At 43.4% G+C, this 16,303-nt stretch carries 14 protein-coding genes; 10 read left to right on the top strand and 4 right to left on the bottom strand.

Going from position 1 to position 16,303, the window contains the following annotated elements:
- Positions 1-308 precede the first annotated feature (308 nt).
- From psbP to HWQ38_RS25845, 3 genes are all read left to right on the top strand, one after another.
- The gene (gene psbP, locus HWQ38_RS25835) at positions 309-854 is read left to right on the top strand and encodes a photosystem II reaction center PsbP (protein WP_292799261.1); all 546 of its coding nucleotides are present in this window, start codon (positions 309-311) and stop codon (positions 852-854) included.
- A gap of 174 nt (positions 855-1,028) precedes the next feature.
- Positions 1,029-1,622, top strand: a complete 594-nt coding sequence (locus HWQ38_RS25840; protein WP_292799263.1) for a nucleoside triphosphate pyrophosphatase — start codon at positions 1,029-1,031, stop codon at positions 1,620-1,622.
- Positions 1,623-1,828: 206 nt separating this feature from the next.
- Positions 1,829-2,566: a phycocyanobilin:ferredoxin oxidoreductase gene (locus HWQ38_RS25845; RefSeq protein ID WP_292799265.1), complete on the top strand. Its 738-nt coding sequence runs from the start codon at positions 1,829-1,831 to the stop codon at positions 2,564-2,566.
- Positions 2,567-2,626: 60 nt separating this feature from the next.
- On the opposite strand, the gene HWQ38_RS25850 is transcribed toward HWQ38_RS25845, so the two are convergent.
- Positions 2,627-3,121 (bottom strand): GIY-YIG nuclease family protein, encoded by a 495-nt coding sequence (locus HWQ38_RS25850; protein ID WP_292799267.1) that lies wholly within the window; start codon positions 3,119-3,121, stop codon positions 2,627-2,629.
- A gap of 125 nt (positions 3,122-3,246) precedes the next feature.
- Positions 3,247-3,387, bottom strand: a complete 141-nt coding sequence (locus tag HWQ38_RS25855; protein WP_292799269.1) for a hypothetical protein — start codon at positions 3,385-3,387, stop codon at positions 3,247-3,249.
- 804 nt (positions 3,388-4,191) lie between these two features.
- Between HWQ38_RS25855 and HWQ38_RS25860 the strand changes: the two genes are divergently transcribed.
- From HWQ38_RS25860 to HWQ38_RS25870, 3 genes are all read left to right on the top strand, one after another.
- On the top strand, positions 4,192-5,616 hold the full coding sequence (locus HWQ38_RS25860) for an HlyD family efflux transporter periplasmic adaptor subunit (protein ID WP_292799271.1): 1,425 nt from the start codon (positions 4,192-4,194) through the stop codon (positions 5,614-5,616).
- A 109-nt stretch (positions 5,617-5,725) separates the two neighbouring features.
- Positions 5,726-6,880, top strand: coding sequence for an ABC transporter permease DevC (gene devC / locus HWQ38_RS25865; RefSeq protein WP_292799273.1), 1,155 nt, complete (start codon positions 5,726-5,728; stop codon positions 6,878-6,880).
- Between the two features lie 119 nt (positions 6,881-6,999).
- Positions 7,000-7,710, top strand: coding sequence for a DevA family ABC transporter ATP-binding protein (locus tag HWQ38_RS25870; RefSeq protein ID WP_292799275.1), 711 nt, complete (start codon positions 7,000-7,002; stop codon positions 7,708-7,710).
- 161 nt (positions 7,711-7,871) lie between these two features.
- Here the strand turns inward: HWQ38_RS25870 and HWQ38_RS25875 are convergent, their stop codons facing one another.
- Positions 7,872-8,690, bottom strand: a complete 819-nt coding sequence (locus HWQ38_RS25875) for a hypothetical protein (RefSeq protein ID WP_292799277.1) — start codon at positions 8,688-8,690, stop codon at positions 7,872-7,874.
- Positions 8,691-9,330: 640 nt separating this feature from the next.
- On the opposite strand from HWQ38_RS25875, the gene HWQ38_RS25880 reads away from it, so the two are divergent.
- The 3 genes from HWQ38_RS25880 (at position 9,331) to HWQ38_RS25890 (ending at position 12,960) form a co-directional block, all read left to right on the top strand.
- The gene (locus HWQ38_RS25880; RefSeq protein ID WP_292799279.1) at positions 9,331-11,520 is read left to right on the top strand and encodes a cation:proton antiporter; all 2,190 of its coding nucleotides are present in this window, start codon (positions 9,331-9,333) and stop codon (positions 11,518-11,520) included.
- A gap of 4 nt (positions 11,521-11,524) precedes the next feature.
- Complete coding sequence (locus tag HWQ38_RS25885) at positions 11,525-12,007, top strand: hypothetical protein (RefSeq protein ID WP_292799281.1); 483 nt, start codon at positions 11,525-11,527, stop codon at positions 12,005-12,007.
- Between the two features lie 107 nt (positions 12,008-12,114).
- Positions 12,115-12,960, top strand: coding sequence for an AMIN domain-containing protein (locus HWQ38_RS25890; RefSeq protein WP_292799283.1), 846 nt, complete (start codon positions 12,115-12,117; stop codon positions 12,958-12,960).
- Between the two features lie 202 nt (positions 12,961-13,162).
- Here the strand turns inward: HWQ38_RS25890 and HWQ38_RS25895 are convergent, their stop codons facing one another.
- Positions 13,163-15,082 (bottom strand): transketolase C-terminal domain-containing protein, encoded by a 1,920-nt coding sequence (locus tag HWQ38_RS25895; protein WP_292799285.1) that lies wholly within the window; start codon positions 15,080-15,082, stop codon positions 13,163-13,165.
- A gap of 393 nt (positions 15,083-15,475) precedes the next feature.
- Here HWQ38_RS25895 and HWQ38_RS25900 point away from each other — a divergent pair, with 393 nt between their 5' ends.
- The gene (locus HWQ38_RS25900) at positions 15,476-16,240 is read left to right on the top strand and encodes a DeoR/GlpR family DNA-binding transcription regulator (protein ID WP_292799287.1); all 765 of its coding nucleotides are present in this window, start codon (positions 15,476-15,478) and stop codon (positions 16,238-16,240) included.
- Positions 16,241-16,303 lie beyond the last annotated feature (63 nt).

The following is a 16,303-nucleotide window of genomic DNA, read 5'->3' on the forward strand; positions in this document are numbered from 1 at the left end:
TATGTCTAGTATTCCCACAATCGTTAAAAATCTTCCAGTCAGCTTGAGCTGACTTGAGCTATTAGCCTTGGAATTCATTCCGAGGCGGGTAGGGTTGCAACTGGTAAAATTTGATGTAAGCAATGTCTACAGACAACCTACGCTTACGCATTTCACACTAAAGCGAGACATCAGGGAGTATTTGCTGACATTTGAGGATTATCCCTCACCATATAATGCATCATCCGAAGCGTCCCGGTTGGTGGGAGAATAAAAACGAGAAATGATGCTTGCTTGGTGTTGTCTCCAGCCCAAAGGAATCTGTAGAAATGTGGAAACGAATTGTATTAATTTTACTATTGGTGTTGAGCTTCAGCTTGAGTAATTCTGGTGTAGCGGCTGCGGCTGGACTCAAAAGCTTTGTAGACAGTAGAGATGGCTATCAGTTTTTATATCCTAACGGCTGGCTGCAAGTGAAAGTTGCCAACGGGCCAGATGTGGTTTTCCACGATTTGATTGAGGTGTCGGAAAATGTTTCGGTTGTGATTAGCCCAGTTCCAGAAGGCAAAACTTTGTCAGAATTGGGAACGCCAACAGAAGTAGGATATAAATTAGGAAAAGCTGCTCTGGCGCCTCCTGACTCTGGTCGTTCGGCTGAATTAGTCAATGCCGCACAACGAGAAGTGAACGGTAAAATATATTACCTTTTAGAGTATGAAGTTAAACTCCCCAATCAACAGCAACGACACAACATCGCCAGCGTCGCTGTTAGCCGTGGTAAACTTTTTACCTTCAATGCCTCAATTCCTGAAAAACGCTGGCAGAGAGTTAAACGAATGATTGATGAGGTTGTGAATTCTTTTTCTGTCTATTAATTGGGGAGTGGGGAGTGGGGAATGGGGGGACAAGGGGGATAAGGGGGACAAGGGGGACAAGGAGGATAAGGGGGAATTATTGAACAAGTCTCTCCTTTGTCTCCCCCCTCTTCCTTGTCTCCCTTGTCTCTTTTTCATGCCCAATGCGTAATTACCAAGTTTGTCAGAAATCTCATGAAAATTCCACCTTTTGTACTTGCCTCAGCTTCCCCAGCCCGTCGCCGCTTGCTGCAAACTGTTGGTATTGAAGCGATAGTTAAACCAAGTGACTTTGATGAGTCGCAAATTGAACTAAGTGAACCAGCAGAATTGGTCAAAACTCTTGCCCAGTATAAGGCGGAAACTGTAGCACCGCAGTTTGAATCGGCTTTGATTATGGGTTGTGATTCAGTTTTGTCCATCAATGGTGAAATTTACGGCAAACCAGCAGACATCGCGGAAGCGATCGCCCGGTGGCAGATAATGCAAGGTAACTTTGGCGACTTGTACACAGGTCATGCCTTAATTGACTTAGAACAAAACCGCACTTTAGTCAAGTCACAAGTCACAACAGTTTACTTTGCCGAAATGAGCGATCGCGCCATTCAAGCTTATGTTGCCACCGGCGAACCCCTCAAGTGTGCTGGTGCCTTTGCCATTGAGGGTTTTGGTAGTTTCTTTGTGGAAAAAATCGCCGGCTGTCACAGCAATGTAATTGGACTGAGTTTACCTTTGCTGCGGCAGATGCTAGGGGAATTGGGATACGATGTCACTGATTTCTGGCAATAGTCCTTTGTCATAGGCAAGGAGAAAGGGTAAATTAATTTTTGCAGGTCGATGTTATGCCATTGCAGGTCGATGTTATGCCAATGCAGGTCGATGTTATGCCATTGCAGGTCGATGTTATGCCAATGCAGGTTTAGTAAGTGTTTGTTTATATTGCAGGCCACGACAAGTTGTAGACTAGCAACTAGATCGCATTTCCAACTATGAATATGTCATTTACTTCTATGGCCTCGCTGCGTGAGCAACAACATCCTCTAATTCGTCAGCTAGCTGATTCTATTGAGGCAGCTTGGCATCAGCATCTGGATCTATCGCCCTACCATTTGCCTGATGAGTTGGGGTATGTGGAAGGTAGACTAGAAGGCGAAAAACTGACAATTGAAAATCGCTGCTATCAAACGCCCCAGTTTCGGAAAATGCACTTGGAACTGGCAAAAATCGGAAATATGTTGGATATTTTGCACTGCGTGATGTTTCCGCGTGCAGAATACAACTTACCGATGTTTGGTTGCGATTTAGTTGGGGGTAGAGGTCAAATTAGTGCAGCGATCGCAGACCTTTCTCCGATCCAATTAGATCGTACGTTACCAGAAGCTTATACCTCCGCACTGACACAGCTAACAGTGCATAACTTTTCGCAACCGCGTGAATTACCTGAATGGGGAAATATTTTTTCGGATTTTTGTATCTTTGTGCGCCCCAGTTCCCCAGAAGAAGAAACCATGTTTCTTACGCGTGTGCGAGAATTTTTAGACATACATTGCATCCAAGCGATCGCTTCACATCCTGTTTCAGATGAACAAGTTACACAAAATATCGCCGGACAACACAACTATTGCACCAAACAGCAGCAAAACGATAAAACCCGCCGCGTACTAGAAAAAGCCTTTGGCGCTGCTTGGGCAGAAAATTACATGACCACAGTTTTATTCGATCTGCCAAATTAAGCTGCCATATTCTGTGAATACAAATACTGCTGAAACCCGATAAACAACACAATCTCTTAATCATTGCCCGTCCCTGATATCTTCCGACGCTGGTTGAGCAACTTCCGACGCTGGTTGAGCAACTTCTGACGCTGGTTGAGCAACTTCTGACGCTGGTTGAGCAACTTCTGACGCTGGTTGAGCAACTTCTGACGCTGGTTGAGCAACTTCTGACGCTGGTTGAGCAACTTCTGACGCTGGTTGAGCGGAGTCGAAACCAGCATTTTTATAATGCGAATCATTCTGACACTCCGCCAAAATATGAAGCCGATCCCATTTACTCTCCATCAGAGCAATTTTTTTCCTTCGACTCCAACCCTGAATCTGCTTTTCACGATAAAAAGCATCCGCTACATAATCAAAATGCTCCGCATAGACCAATTTTACAGGCAGTCGTTTGATCGTATGGTTTGCCCCCAGCCCATTTTGATGCTGCCACAAACGACGCGGCAAATCCTTTGTACTTCCCGTATAGAACGAGCGATCGGCACATTCAAGAATATACATATAGGGCATTATTATGACCTTGTGCAAAAAAACGGACTTCGACTTCGCTCAGTCCTCAAATTTTGTGCTGGTTGAGCGGTTTTGTGCTGGTTGAGCGGTTTTGTGCTGGTTGAGCGGAGTCGAAACCAGCACTCTTATAACATTCCCCGAATTACCGCCAAAATATCAGCACTCTCTGCATCGAGTACCGCGATCGCATCCAAAATTCCTGCGGTTCTCGTAACAGTAGGCTCTGTTACGTTTTTGCGTAACGGATAAATGTAGAATTCATTCAACGAGAGTTTAATGGAGTCCCAAAACAGCAGCAGAGAGAATAGTAAAGTCTTTGAAGCGAATATTACAAAATGGTTTGTTGTCTTGGTAGGTGCAAGCAAGTAGAGACAGCTAACTCATTAACCAGAAAGTTAAGGAAACTCTAATGTTAGAAATGCTCAAGTTGACCCTTCGGCTTCGCTCAGGGTCAACAGATATTTTTTAGTTAGTTAATCGTTGATTGACTTAAGAAAGACTAACTTTTGTAGCAAGATTGTATCCAGCAAAGGCAACAGTCTATTTTGATGTTTCTTTTCAATTTTGTAACTAACTGTACCCATAGTGAATGTAGCAGTATAGTACCGCATCATACCAATTTAGAATTTTGTGTAGAGACATCACATATCACGTTTCTACATCTAGATTTATACTACTTGTGAATTCTGCTAACTTCGATTGCACTCATGTCTTAATAATACTCAGAGTTATTGAATAGCCAGCTACTATAGCGCTTCTGTGTTGAGTTAAATACAAACCTAACAAGAACAGCCCCTTCCCTACTAGCATTGGGGAGAAGTAAGCCTCAAAGTCTCTCTCCTTTTAGGAGAGAGATTTAGAGAGAGGTCAAAGTATATTGCATACAAACCAGAAGCACTATAGAAAATACCATTTTAGAAAGCCATAGTGTTGAGCGTTGATCACACAATAAATTTTAAGCCATACCCAGCTTTAAACCACTGTTGTTTGTCCTAAGCGGTTGGCTGTTGATTAAAAACCCTTTTATTTTTACTTCCATCAGCACAATTCAGATAAACGGGTAACATACTATGTCAAGGGTGACTGAAAAGCCAAAGCCAAGTGAGCAGCTACTTAATAGTGAACAACCGAAGATTTGGTGGGGTATCGCTGTCGCTGTGCCAGTAGTAATTGCGGCTGGGATACTAGGTACAGCCAAAATCGAGCAGTTGAGGAAACTAACTACATCCGTACCCATAATGCCATCTAGCAATAGCATTAGTGCTGTAGGGCGTTTGGAACCGCGAGGCGAAGTTGTTAAATTGTCCGCCCCATCATCAGGATTAGCACCATCGTCACGAATTCAGCAACTTTTGGTGAGAGAAGGTGAACAGGTAAAGCAAGGTCAAATTGTGGCGATTTTAGACAACCGCGATACCCAAATAGCCGGACTACAAGAAGCAAAAGCCAAAGTCCAAGAAGCCAGTGCGAATTTAGCGCAAATCAGAGCCGGATCTCCAAGAGATATTCAAGCCCAAAGAGCAGTTATTGGTCGGCTACAAGCGCAGTTAATTGGCGAAAGGAATGCTCAACAAGCAACGATCGCGCGGATTGCAGCCCAGTTAAGTGGGGATAAACTCGTCCAACAAGCAACAGTGAATCGCCTAGAAGCTGAACTTAGTGGGCAAAGAGATGTCCTCAGAGCGACAATTGGACGTGTCCAAGCTGAACAGCGCAATGCCCAAGTCGATGCCGGACGCTATGATTATTTATACAAAGAAGGTGCGATTTCTCAGCAAGAGCGGGACAGAAGACGCTTGAGTGCAGTAACTTCTAGTCAGCAGGTTACTGAAAGCCAAGCTACCTTGAAACAGACATTGGCAACTCTACGACAGCAACTTGCCGAAGCCAGAGCTACCCAAATACAAAATTTAGCAACTTTGCAACAGCAGCTAATCGAAGCCAAAGTTAACCGTGATAAAACTGTAGCAACTTTGCAAAGACAAATCGATGAAGAAAAGGCCAAACTGAGCAGAATTTTAGATGTTAGTCCTACCGATGTGCAAGTAGCGCAAGCCCAAGTTAGTAATGCGATCGCAAATGTCAGAAAAGCCGAAGCCGAACTGAGATTAAGCTACGTTCAAGCGCCAATCGCTGGAGAAATTTTAAAAGTTTACACCAAGTCAGGCGAAGCGATCGGTGCAAATGGTATTGCTGAAATTGGCCAAACCAGTCAAATGTTTGTAATTGCTGAAGTCCCCGAAGACAGCATTGGTAAAGTGCGTATTGGTCAAAACGCCACTATCACCAGCGATAATGGAGCATTTAGCAGCGAATTAAAAGGAACTGTCACTGAAATTGGCAGAAAAATCGGTAAAAAAGATGTGCTGAATACAGATCCAGCAGCAGATGTAGATGCCAGAGTCGTAGAAGTGAAAATTGCTCTACCTCCAGCAGATAGCCAGAAAGTTTCTGGTTTAACTTACGCTAAAGTTCTTGTCGAAATTAATAACTAATTCAGTTATAGGTGAGCAGTAATCCCAATTTGTGATTTGATATTTTGGATTGTAAATGTTCTTAATTACGAATTACGAATTATCTTAACTGTGCTTGGACGCCTAGAAAATGAATCAAAAAATCCCTCTGTCGTGGCTACAACTCACAAGAGAAAAAACTCGCCTAGCCGTGGCTTTGGCAGGAATTGCTTTTGCTGATATTTTAATGTTTATGCAACTCGGCTTCCGGGATGCTTTGTATTATAGTAACGTTCGATTCCATAACAGCTTGCAAGGCGATATTGTTTTAATCAATAGTCAATCTAGCGCTGTCCTGGCGATGAGAAGTTTTTCACAACGGCGATTATATAAAGCTTTAGATTTACCCGCAGTCCAATCAGTACATCCGATATATTTAGACTTTACAATCTGGAAAAATCCTGTAACTGGCCGTCCTCGTAGTATTCTGATCTTTGGCATGAACCCAGAAACTAACATAGTTAACTTACCTGGAGTTCAGGAAAATTTGGATAAACTTAAACTACCTGATGTAGTTTTATTTGACCGTTCTTCAAGGGTGGAATATGGGCCAATTGCTGCTAATTACGACCAAGGAAAGCCTGTAATCGCAGAAGTGCGAAGGCGGCGAATTAAAGTCGGAGGACTATTTACATTAGGTGCATCATTTGGCGCAGATGGGAATTTAATTACCAGTGATCTTAACTTTTTGCGGATATTCAGCAATCGTCAAAAAGGATTAATTGATATTGGGCTAATTAGATTAAAACCCGGAGCAGATGCTAATGTTGTCGCCCAAGAATTACGAAAGTATTTGCCTAAGGAGGTAAATGTTTTAACCAAGCAAGAATTTATTGATTTTGAACGGAATTATTGGGCAAATAGTACAGCTATTGGGTTTATTTTCACATTAGGGACTGTGATGGGTTTCATTGTGGGGACTGTGATTGTTTATCAAATCCTTTATACAGAAGTTGCAGATCACTTACCTGAGTATGCGACTCTCAAGGCAATAGGCTATACACAAAACTATTTATTGACAGTTATTCTCCAAGAGGCTTTGTTATTAGCAGTTTTAGGATATTTTCCGGGAATTGTATTTTCTTTATTTATGTATAAAAGCGCCGGAGACGCGACACTTTTACCAGTTTTTATGAGTTTTGATCGGGCGGTAATGGTGTTGATTTTGACTATGACGATGTGTATTATTTCGGGTGCGATCGCAGTCCGAAAATTACGTTCTGCCGATCCAGCAGATATCTTTTAATTAATTCAATATTAATGAAAAGATATTCATGATCATCCTAGTTTAAAATTAACAAACCTTAATTTTGGATATGCACTACAGTTGAGTCTCAGAACTACTAACTTATAGCTAACGAATTTATGATGAAACAAGAACCTGTAATTGCCATTAAAAATCTCAATCACTACTATGGCAAAGGCGCGTTGAGAAAACAGATATTATTTGATATAAACCTAGAAATTTATTCAGGTGAAATTGTAATTATGACTGGGCCATCAGGTTCAGGTAAAACAACTTTACTGAGCTTAATTGGTGGTTTGCGGTCTGTACAAGAGGGAAGTTTAAAATTTTTAGGTGAAGAACTCGTAGGCGTCAGTCAAAGCAAACTGGTGCAGATGCGACGCCAGATTGGTTATATTTTCCAAGCTCACAATTTGCTAGGGTTCTTGACAGCAAAGCAAAATGTGCAAATGGCAGTAGAATTGAATAATCATATTTCTAAAACAGAAGCAGTGGCTAAATCAAAAGCCATGCTGGGGTCAGTTGGTCTAGAAGAACGAGTTGATTACTACCCAGACAATCTTTCTGGTGGACAAAAACAAAGAATTGCGATCGCCCGCGCCTTGGTGAATCGTCCCCCCCTAGTGCTAGCAGACGAACCAACAGCAGCATTAGACAAACAATCAGGACGCGATGTTGTGGAAATAATGCAGAGTCTAGCCAAAAATCAGGGAACTACTATCTTATTAGTGACACACGACAACCGCATTTTAGACATAGCCGATCGCATCGTAGAAATGGAAGATGGTCTTTTAACCCGTAATTCCCCCAATACAGCTATTCAGTCATGATTCCAAAGTGAGAAATCACAACTCAATAACTAAGCTGTGACGCAAATAAACATAGCCTATTTACTCATAAGGGTTGTCCTACCTTGCACAAAGCTTCTATGTCATTGGTCATTTGTATCTACAAAGGACAAATGACTAATGACTAATGACAGCCATAATTATTATTTAGTCGAGCCTGATTTTTTCATTCCAGGTGGATTTGGCTGAGGTGGAGTATTTGCTTGGCGACTAGTACGAAAAGTCACATTCACGCCTTCATTCGATTGCTCCAGCACCAGTAAAGGCGTAGGTTTAGCCTTTTGATCCCACTGCATACTAGCAATCCGACCTTGAATTATTGGTTGCCAACTATCTTCGTTTTCTATGGGGCTGAGGTAAGTTTCTATACAGTCAATAATTTGACTAATAGTCGCAGAAGTTGCTTGCGTTGGTAACTTGGTTAACCGGACTTGAATACGAAATAGGACTCGCTTGGCAGAGTTCGGCGGAGTACCAGTCGCATACTCTACATCAAAAATTTCATCTACTTGCCGTCCAACGCTATTAGCAATTCCAACTGATCCAAGTTGTGCTTGATTTGGACGCAGGGCTTGAGAAATTTTCTCTTTGATCTGAATCTTAATTTGATTAAGAATTGCAAAATGAAACACCTCCTCTGCCATCCGCATTCGTAGATAATCCAGGTTAAAGTCCCGTGAGTTGACCAAATCGGGATTAGTTTCCATTTTGCGAATTGTTTCTAGCGCTAGCTTAAACTTTTTCTCTAGTTCTCGCGCGCGGAATTGTTCAAACTTAAGTTTTTTCTCCAGCTTATTCATCTGGAGCTTACCATACACAATTAAAGCAATCACCGCTAAAGCTAGTCCTCCAGAAGTGACCACCAATAATGGTAGTATTTGAGGATTACTTACTGGCACTTCCTGAAATGCCTTTTTAGTCTTTATCCCGGAGGATAGGGCAACAAACATCGAAGTGGGCATGGTTGGGAAACTGAAAAACTTGGCTCCTGATGTTTAGGATGCCCAAATCTTCAATGTCATCTTGCTGTATCGTGAATATTTTTTACAGTATTTTACAAACTGCATACCAGACACCAGAGCCTCCCTGTTTTGTCTGAGGTTTTATCTACTAGCGTAAGCAATATTTATCTAATAGCCACAGGAATTTATTCCCTGGCGGAATGGCGGACTGGCGTAAAACTGTACTTAATATTTAGTATTTCCAACTGCGATCGGGGGTGGGGAGTTTGATATCGTTGAACCTCATCTAAGTTTATAAGCGTAGTTTTTGCCCTCACCCTAAATCCCTCTCCCATATCTGGGAGAGGGACTTTGAAATTCTGGCTCCCCGAATCCCAAATCTGGGATTCGGGGTTGGGGGATGAGGGCAAATCCTTTTGATCACCGAAGAACTACAGGTTTCAAGATAGACGTGGTTTAATTCGGAAGTTTTTCGAGATTTAGCGCTAAAAATTATGTTTCACGGCTACAACTGGATCGTCACGCAATTGACATCACAAAAAAGCGCAAATTAACCTGGGGTGTATCTAACAAGCTTGACATTTTCTAGTGTTTTAAAGAATCATCTTAGAGAAACCAGATAGTTAATTGTGAGGAAACCATGCACATAGTTGTTCTCGTTCTGGTTGAGGTGCTGATTGTTATTGGACTTTCCAGGCTAGTAGGGCTAGGATTCCGTTCCATTAAGCAACCTCTAGTAATTGGTGAGATTGTCGCCGGGATTATGCTCGGTCCATCTTTATTTGGTTTAGTTGCTCCCCATCTAGCAGTTACCTTATTTCCACCAGAAACTTTTCCTTTTCTAAATGTTTTGTCTCAAGTGGGACTAATATTTTTCATGTTTCTGATTGGGCTAGAACTAAATCCAAAATATCTCAGCGGACAATTAGAAGTAGCAGTTTTAACTTCTCACGTAAGTATTTTGGTGCCGTTTTCCTTAGGAACATTGCTAGCGGTGCTACTTTATCCCCTAGTTTCCAATGCAAGTGTATCCTTTACCGCCTTCGCCTTGTTTTTGGGGGCGGCGATGTCGATTACTGCCTTTCCAGTGTTGGCGCGAATCATTACTGAAAACAATTTACAAGGAACGCGTTTAGGAACCTTAGCGTTAACTTGTGCAGCAGTGGATGATGTCACAGCTTGGTGTCTCTTAGCAGTTGCGATCGCAGTCGCTCGAACTGGTGACTTTGCTGATGCCGTACCCACAATTATTGCCAGCATAGTTTACATTGGCTTGATGTTGACAGCAGGTCGTTGGTTTCTCCAACGCCTTACCAGACACTACCTCCGTGCCGGACGCCTCAGCCAATTGCTGCTAGCTGGGATTTATATGGGCGTGGTGGCCTCAGCATTAATCACCGAACTAATTGGTATTCACTTAATTTTTGGGGCATTTTTACTGGGTGCAGCCATGCCCAAAAATGAAGATTTAGTGCGGGAATTGGCAGTAAAAACCGAAGATTTTGTCCTGATTTTCCTGCTGCCAATATTTTTCGCCTACAGTGGTTTACGGACGCAGATTGGCTTGCTCAACCGTCCAGAATTGTGGCTTTTGTGTGCGTTGGTTTTAGGAGTGGCGATCACAGGTAAATATGTTGGCACCTATGTAGCGGCTCGTGTTAGTGGCATTAATAAACGGGAAGCTTCGGCACTCGGTTGGTTAATGAATACTCGCGGCTTGACTGAACTGATAGTGCTAAACATTGGTCTAGAGTTAAAGGTAATTTCCCCCTTAATATTTACCATGCTGGTAATTATGGCATTGGTAACTACATTCATGACCTCGCCACTGCTGGAATGGACATATCCGAAGAAGCTGATCAGATTAGATGTCGTGGAATCGGAGTCGGAAGCAGAAACAGCTACAAGCGCTACTGGTGGACAAGCTTACGTTCGTCCCTACCGAATTTTGGTACCAGTGGCTAATCCGACTACACAGAAAGGTTTGGTACAGTTGGCAGTCAGCATCGCTCTCAACTTCCGACATCCCGCCATTGTTAACCCTCTTAGCCTGATTGAATTTGAAGAAGATTATGCCTTTGAAAGTACCCCAGTTGAAGCAGACCGATTAATTGCCCAGCGCCGCCAGCAGCTAGAAGAACTGATTAATACTCTCGAACCGTTAGAAATACGCTCTCATGTACATCCCATCATTCGCATATCCAGCAATGTCGCACGAGAAACAGCACAGATTGCCGCACTCAAACAAGTTGATTTAATTCTTGTGGGATGGCATCGCCCAGCTTTTAGTAGCAATCGCTTAGGTGGAAGAGTCGGTCAAATGCTCACCACTGCACCAGTGGATGTTGCAGTGTTTGTGGACAGAGGAGGCGATCGCTTAGAAAGCTTGTTGGTGCCTTATTCGGCAAATATTCATGATGATTTGGCCTTGATACTGGCGCTCAGACTGCTAATCAATCATCAAACTTGTATGTTACAGATTTTACAGGTTGTACCCGAAAATCACCTTAAGGATGAATTGAGCTACGAGTTAAATAAAATGATGGAGCAATTACCGAGTAGTGTACGCGATCGCATAGAAATCAAAACTGTCCAAACTTCAGAAGCAATCCCAGCTGTAGTCGAAGCCTCAAAAAGTGTAGACCTGACAATTGCTGGCACCAGTCGCACTTGGGGGATCGAGCGTCAAACCTTGGGAAGATATACAGATCAACTAGCCACCCAATGTTGCTCTTCCCTACTGATTACCCGCCGCTATAGTCAAGTCACCGCTCATCTAGCTTCCGTACTTCCTGAGATTATTAATCAAGAGCCAACATTAAGGAGTTGAGATTATGAATCATTTCAACTTCAAATCTTTAGCTTTTTACGGAGTAGCAATAATTTCAGTGCTACTGTTGTTTAGAACTGTCAGCGTTTATGGGGAAAACAAACTCAAGGCTCCTCCTCCAGTTAACGGTCGGTATCGTCTAACACTAGCGGAGAATTTGCCGAACTGTGAAAAATCAGATACCCTAACCTTAAACATTGAGCAATCAGGTATTTACTTGAATGCCTCTGTATTACCAGCAACAGCCAACGCCGATACTGACGAAAAGCACTCGCTCACAGGCATCTTCAGAAATCAACAGTTAAATTTATCTGGAAAAGTTGGCAGATCAATCCTTTGTAATATTCCTCGCCCCCAAAATGATCCTCTAAACTCAGTCACAATTCAAATGCAACTTGTGGACAAAGGTAGTATGACAGGTCAATTAAACATAAATGGCATCCCCCAAACTCTGAAATTTACCGCTGTGCCCCAAAAAGCTAATTGAATTAGAGGTGGGGAGAGACGCGATTAATCGCGTACTGGAGAATTGCAAGTGCGAAGTAAACGGCAATGTGAGCGCATTGTACGGGTTTTATGGAGCAAATAAAAAGAATGCATCAGGGACTAAAGACTAGGCAATTTTGCCAATGGCGCAAGCAGGTATTTAGCATCAGTATATTCGGCTTTTATGCCGCGATCGCCCTCGAAACTTGCAGCTTTGCCGCTACACCAGTGGCAAAGCTGAATAATTGGCGTTTTTCCCCCAAGACACAGCAACTCGAAATCACCCTTTCAGTAGGCACAACCCCCCGTTATTTCTACCTTACCCAACCCCCTCGTCTGGTTGTAGATTTACCGAATACTAAGTTGGGCAAGATTACCACCCAACAAAATTATTCGGGAGTAATCAAAAGCATTCGCGTTTCTCAACTGAACGCAAACGCCACCCGCATTGTCCTAGATTTAGCAGCAGGGACTGTTTTAAATCCCAAACAGGTACAACTGCAACCGGTTTCCCGAAAAAACTCCACTCGCTGGGTATTACGTCCGGTTATTTCTGGTAAAACTACTGCCGTGAAACCAGGAAATTCCCCACCTTCACCCCAGAAACAACCTCAAACACCGTATAAGTACTCACAGCCGTCTAATAACCTACCCGTAACTCCTACTAATCCACAAGCGCCCTTACTCACAGTTCCGCCTCCATCGAGTGAACTGCCCTCAGCAATTACTACTAACTCAGGGCAGCCTTTTGTCACCGTACCTCCCCTAACTCCGAATACCTCCTCTCAACAACAACCTGCTTTAATTCTTCCCCCTCCTTCTTTCCCAAATCAACCTAGTAACTTGAATAGCATTCCCTCTTTCGGAATGTCGGAATTTCCAATCCCAACAATCCCCAATGTTGCCAATCCCCAGGTGATAGAGTTTGGTCAACCTTTACCCAAAACCAAATAGTAGACAATTCAAATAGGGCATGGGGCATTGGGGATTGGGCATGGAATAATTGAATCAATGCCCCATCCGCTATGCGCCATGCCCCAATAATACCTACAAAAAGATCCCTGACTTCTTCAAGAAGTCAGGGATCTGAGCCTCTCGGTGGAGAGCAAATCAAATAGGATTACTATGGGTGTAGCTTAATGAAAGCAAAATGATATTACTTTCCTCCAACTAACTCCTTCACCTTCTTGATGATGCTGACTGGATCGATACCTTGATATGGGTACTGTTCCCACAAACCACCGCAACCTTCTTTATGAGTTCCAAGATGAGCATATTTGGGAGTCAACCCCCGCTCAAGCAACCAGGAACCAAAACGGCTACCTAAGCCAGTCCGACGGTTGAAGGCTTCTACTACAAGGACAAAGGGAGCATTACCAATTTTGGTGATTATTTCTTCATCAATAACATTTAGGGTTGGCTTGTTAATCAAACCAACGTCTAGCCCCTCTTGCTGAAGACGCTCTACGGCATCAACGGCACGGTAGAGAGCATCACCAAAGCTGACGATGTAGCCTTGCGTCCCCTCTCGTACAACCTCATCTTTACCGGGAACAAATTTGTAGCCACTTCCAAAGAAGTCATTGCCGTTGCTGTCCTTAATATTGGGCACCTTGGAACGGGTAGAAAAAATAAACCGCAGTCCCGGCTCAAAGAATATAGTTTCTACACAGGCTGTCATTTGATTGACATCTGCCGGGAAGTACAACCGGGTTTCATAGCCATCATCCAAGCCATTGTCGGCAAACATATTGTTCAAACCGAAGTGGCAGGTATTATCTGCCATCTCATCCACACCCGCATGGGAAAAGTGGCACAGCACATTAGAATAGTTCAGCCGTGCCATCGTGATTTCTGAAATACACATTTCTAAGAAGGCGCTGAAAGTCGCAAAAATACCTTGCTTGCCCTTCTCCATCCCGAATCCAGCAGCAGCAGAGAAGTTACTCCGTTCCATGATCCCAGAAGAAATAAATATTTCCGGGTATGCATCGTGGATTTTCTTTAAACCGCAGGAGCCTTCTAGGTCACTATCTATGACTTTAACTTTTTCTTTACGCTCCGCCTCACTCATCCGACTGAGAACAGCCACCACGGCTTCACCAAACACATTGCGGTTAGCGCCCCATTTGTCACTAGAACCCAGAAATGTATAGGTTTGCTTGGGTTTCTCAATACTTTGAAGGTATTCGATCGCCGCAGTTTGTCCACGAGATTCTAGATACTTAACTGCTAAATCTACAGAAATTACATCATGACCGTGAGTCGAGCCTTCTAAACCTTCAATACCAGGACACATCGGGCGTTTGTTGATCAGAGCGATCGCTCCGGGAGTATTCACAGCTTCGCTCATCCGACGGTATAAATCGTCTAAGTCTTCCCCATCTCCCTGAAGTACTTTCAACCCGTGGCCTTCTAAGGTTTTGGCGACACTGAAACCAGGTAAATATTTAGAAGGATGTCCAGCGATCGTTACATCATTGTCATCAATGATCAGCTTGACGTTGAGATGTTGAGCAACAGCCAAGCGAGCAGCTTCAGCATCGTTACCTTCTTGCTGCGAGCCATCAGAACCGAGACAGAAAACAACCTTGCCTGGATTTGCGATCGCCACACCATTGATGTAAGGCCAAAGATGCCCCAGCCTTCCAGAACTAAATTTCACACCAGGAGTTAGTCCTAGTTCAGGGTGTCCCGGCAAATGAGAATCTGCTTGGCGATAACGTAGAAGTTGCTCGGCAGGTAAGTCACCATGCAACGTTGCCATCAGATATTGGGTGGCGACTCGATGTCCTGCCTCATCAAAGAAAATCGGCACAAATTGCTCCGATGCTCCTCGGAAGAAGGCATCAAGGATCATCACCTCTGGCACTGTATCATAAGGTCCACCAGTATGGCCACCCACTCCTCTAGCAGCGCCAGTCGCGGTAAAAAAGACGATCGCATCTCGGCAGAGTTGAATATTCGCTTTTAGAGTCTCTCGCTGTTCAGCTGTGAGGCTCGAATTTGCTGGATTGAGCGCTAAAGGTTTGTAAGCACCGAGATCAATTGGAAATTGGGAATTAATAATAGTCATGGCTTATTTATTGAATAAAAAGCAATTTGAACAGACGGGACACATGAGCGCACTACAAAAAAATTGTTAAAACCCAGATTGGGCAACAATTATCCAACCCTTTCCTAATCTAAAGTCAACTGCTAGGAACCATTGTGGAACCATTTAGCTTCAGTGGACAAAATCAACACATTCAACACTTGATGAATAGACTTCTTGCAAAAGTCCTCTAACACCCCACCCCCAGCCCCTCCCCGCCTGCGGGGTGGGGTTCTTTTTTTGATTCATGCAGTGTTGAATGTGCTTAAATTCAATTGAAGTACGGATTACCGTACAAAGACCTGCATACAAATAAGTATAAACTCACAAACGGGCAACTTCAAGACCAAAAACGCAATTTCAGGAAAATTAATTATGCTAACTGCTGAACGACGACAATTCATCTTGGAAATTCTTCGTCGTGATAAAAAGGTACTTTCAACAGAACTCAGTGCTGTTCTCAAGGTTTCCGAGGATACGATTCGGCGGGACTTGCGAGAACTGGCAGAAGTTGGACTATTGCAACGCGTTCATGGGGGAGCGCTGCAAAAATCTCCAGCGATCGCCAGTTATAGTGATCGCCAAAAGCAAGCCCCAAAAGAAAAGGAAGCGATCGCTCGTACAGCAGCAAAATTAGTTTGTACAGGACAGGTAGTGATTTTAGATGGAGGTACAACAACTCTCCAGATAACCCGTCATTTGCCCCTAGATTTGCGAGCGACAGTCATCACAAATAGTCCGCCAATTGCCATTGCATTAGCAGAACATCCCCACATAGAGGTTGTGATGTTAGGTGGACAGCTCTACAAAAAAGCCTTGGTCAACGTAGGCACTGTTACGATTGAAACATTAGGGATGATTCGTGCAGATTTGTGCATGTTGGGAGTTTGCAGTTTACATCCAGAAATTGGAATTAGTGTACCTAACCTAGACGAAGCCCACGTCAAACGAGCCATGATTGCTGGATCGGCTGAAGTAGTGGGATTAGTGACAGCAGAAAAATTAGACACGGCTGCTCCTTATGTAGTCGAGTCTATTCGTGCCCTGACTTATTTAGTAACTGCACCTACAGTATCTAATAATATGCTGAGTGCCTACAAAGCTTTAGGCTTGACCATTATACGTGACGAGTACGAATAAGGAGCAGGAAGCAGGAAGCAGGGAAAGAAAGAATAACTAATGCCCCATGCCCAATGCCCAAAT

Source organism: Nostoc sp. NMS7, from assembly GCF_017115085.1.
Classification (GTDB): Bacteria; Cyanobacteriota; Cyanobacteriia; order Cyanobacteriales; family Nostocaceae; genus Nostoc.

What these genes read in the sequence shown, in the direction of transcription:
- HWQ38_RS25860 (WP_292799271.1), top strand. Translation starts at nt 4,192, where the DNA reads ATGTCAAGGGTGACTGAAAAGCCAAAGCCAAGTGAGCAGCTACTTAAT.
- HWQ38_RS25895 (WP_292799285.1), bottom strand. Translation starts at nt 15,082, where the DNA reads ATGACTATTATTAATTCCCAATTTCCAATTGATCTCGGTGCTTACAAA.
- HWQ38_RS25890 (WP_292799283.1), top strand. Translation starts at nt 12,115, where the DNA reads ATGCATCAGGGACTAAAGACTAGGCAATTTTGCCAATGGCGCAAGCAG.
- HWQ38_RS25900 (WP_292799287.1), top strand. Translation starts at nt 15,476, where the DNA reads ATGCTAACTGCTGAACGACGACAATTCATCTTGGAAATTCTTCGTCGT.
- HWQ38_RS25840 (WP_292799263.1), top strand. Translation starts at nt 1,029, where the DNA reads ATGAAAATTCCACCTTTTGTACTTGCCTCAGCTTCCCCAGCCCGTCGC.
- HWQ38_RS25880 (WP_292799279.1), top strand. Translation starts at nt 9,331, where the DNA reads ATGCACATAGTTGTTCTCGTTCTGGTTGAGGTGCTGATTGTTATTGGA.
- HWQ38_RS25885 (WP_292799281.1), top strand. Translation starts at nt 11,525, where the DNA reads ATGAATCATTTCAACTTCAAATCTTTAGCTTTTTACGGAGTAGCAATA.
- HWQ38_RS25845 (WP_292799265.1), top strand. Translation starts at nt 1,829, where the DNA reads ATGTCATTTACTTCTATGGCCTCGCTGCGTGAGCAACAACATCCTCTA.
- HWQ38_RS25850 (WP_292799267.1), bottom strand. Translation starts at nt 3,121, where the DNA reads ATGCCCTATATGTATATTCTTGAATGTGCCGATCGCTCGTTCTATACG.
- psbP (WP_292799261.1), top strand. Translation starts at nt 309, where the DNA reads ATGTGGAAACGAATTGTATTAATTTTACTATTGGTGTTGAGCTTCAGC.
- HWQ38_RS25875 (WP_292799277.1), bottom strand. Translation starts at nt 8,690, where the DNA reads ATGCCCACTTCGATGTTTGTTGCCCTATCCTCCGGGATAAAGACTAAA.
- HWQ38_RS25870 (WP_292799275.1), top strand. Translation starts at nt 7,000, where the DNA reads ATGATGAAACAAGAACCTGTAATTGCCATTAAAAATCTCAATCACTAC.
- devC (WP_292799273.1), top strand. Translation starts at nt 5,726, where the DNA reads ATGAATCAAAAAATCCCTCTGTCGTGGCTACAACTCACAAGAGAAAAA.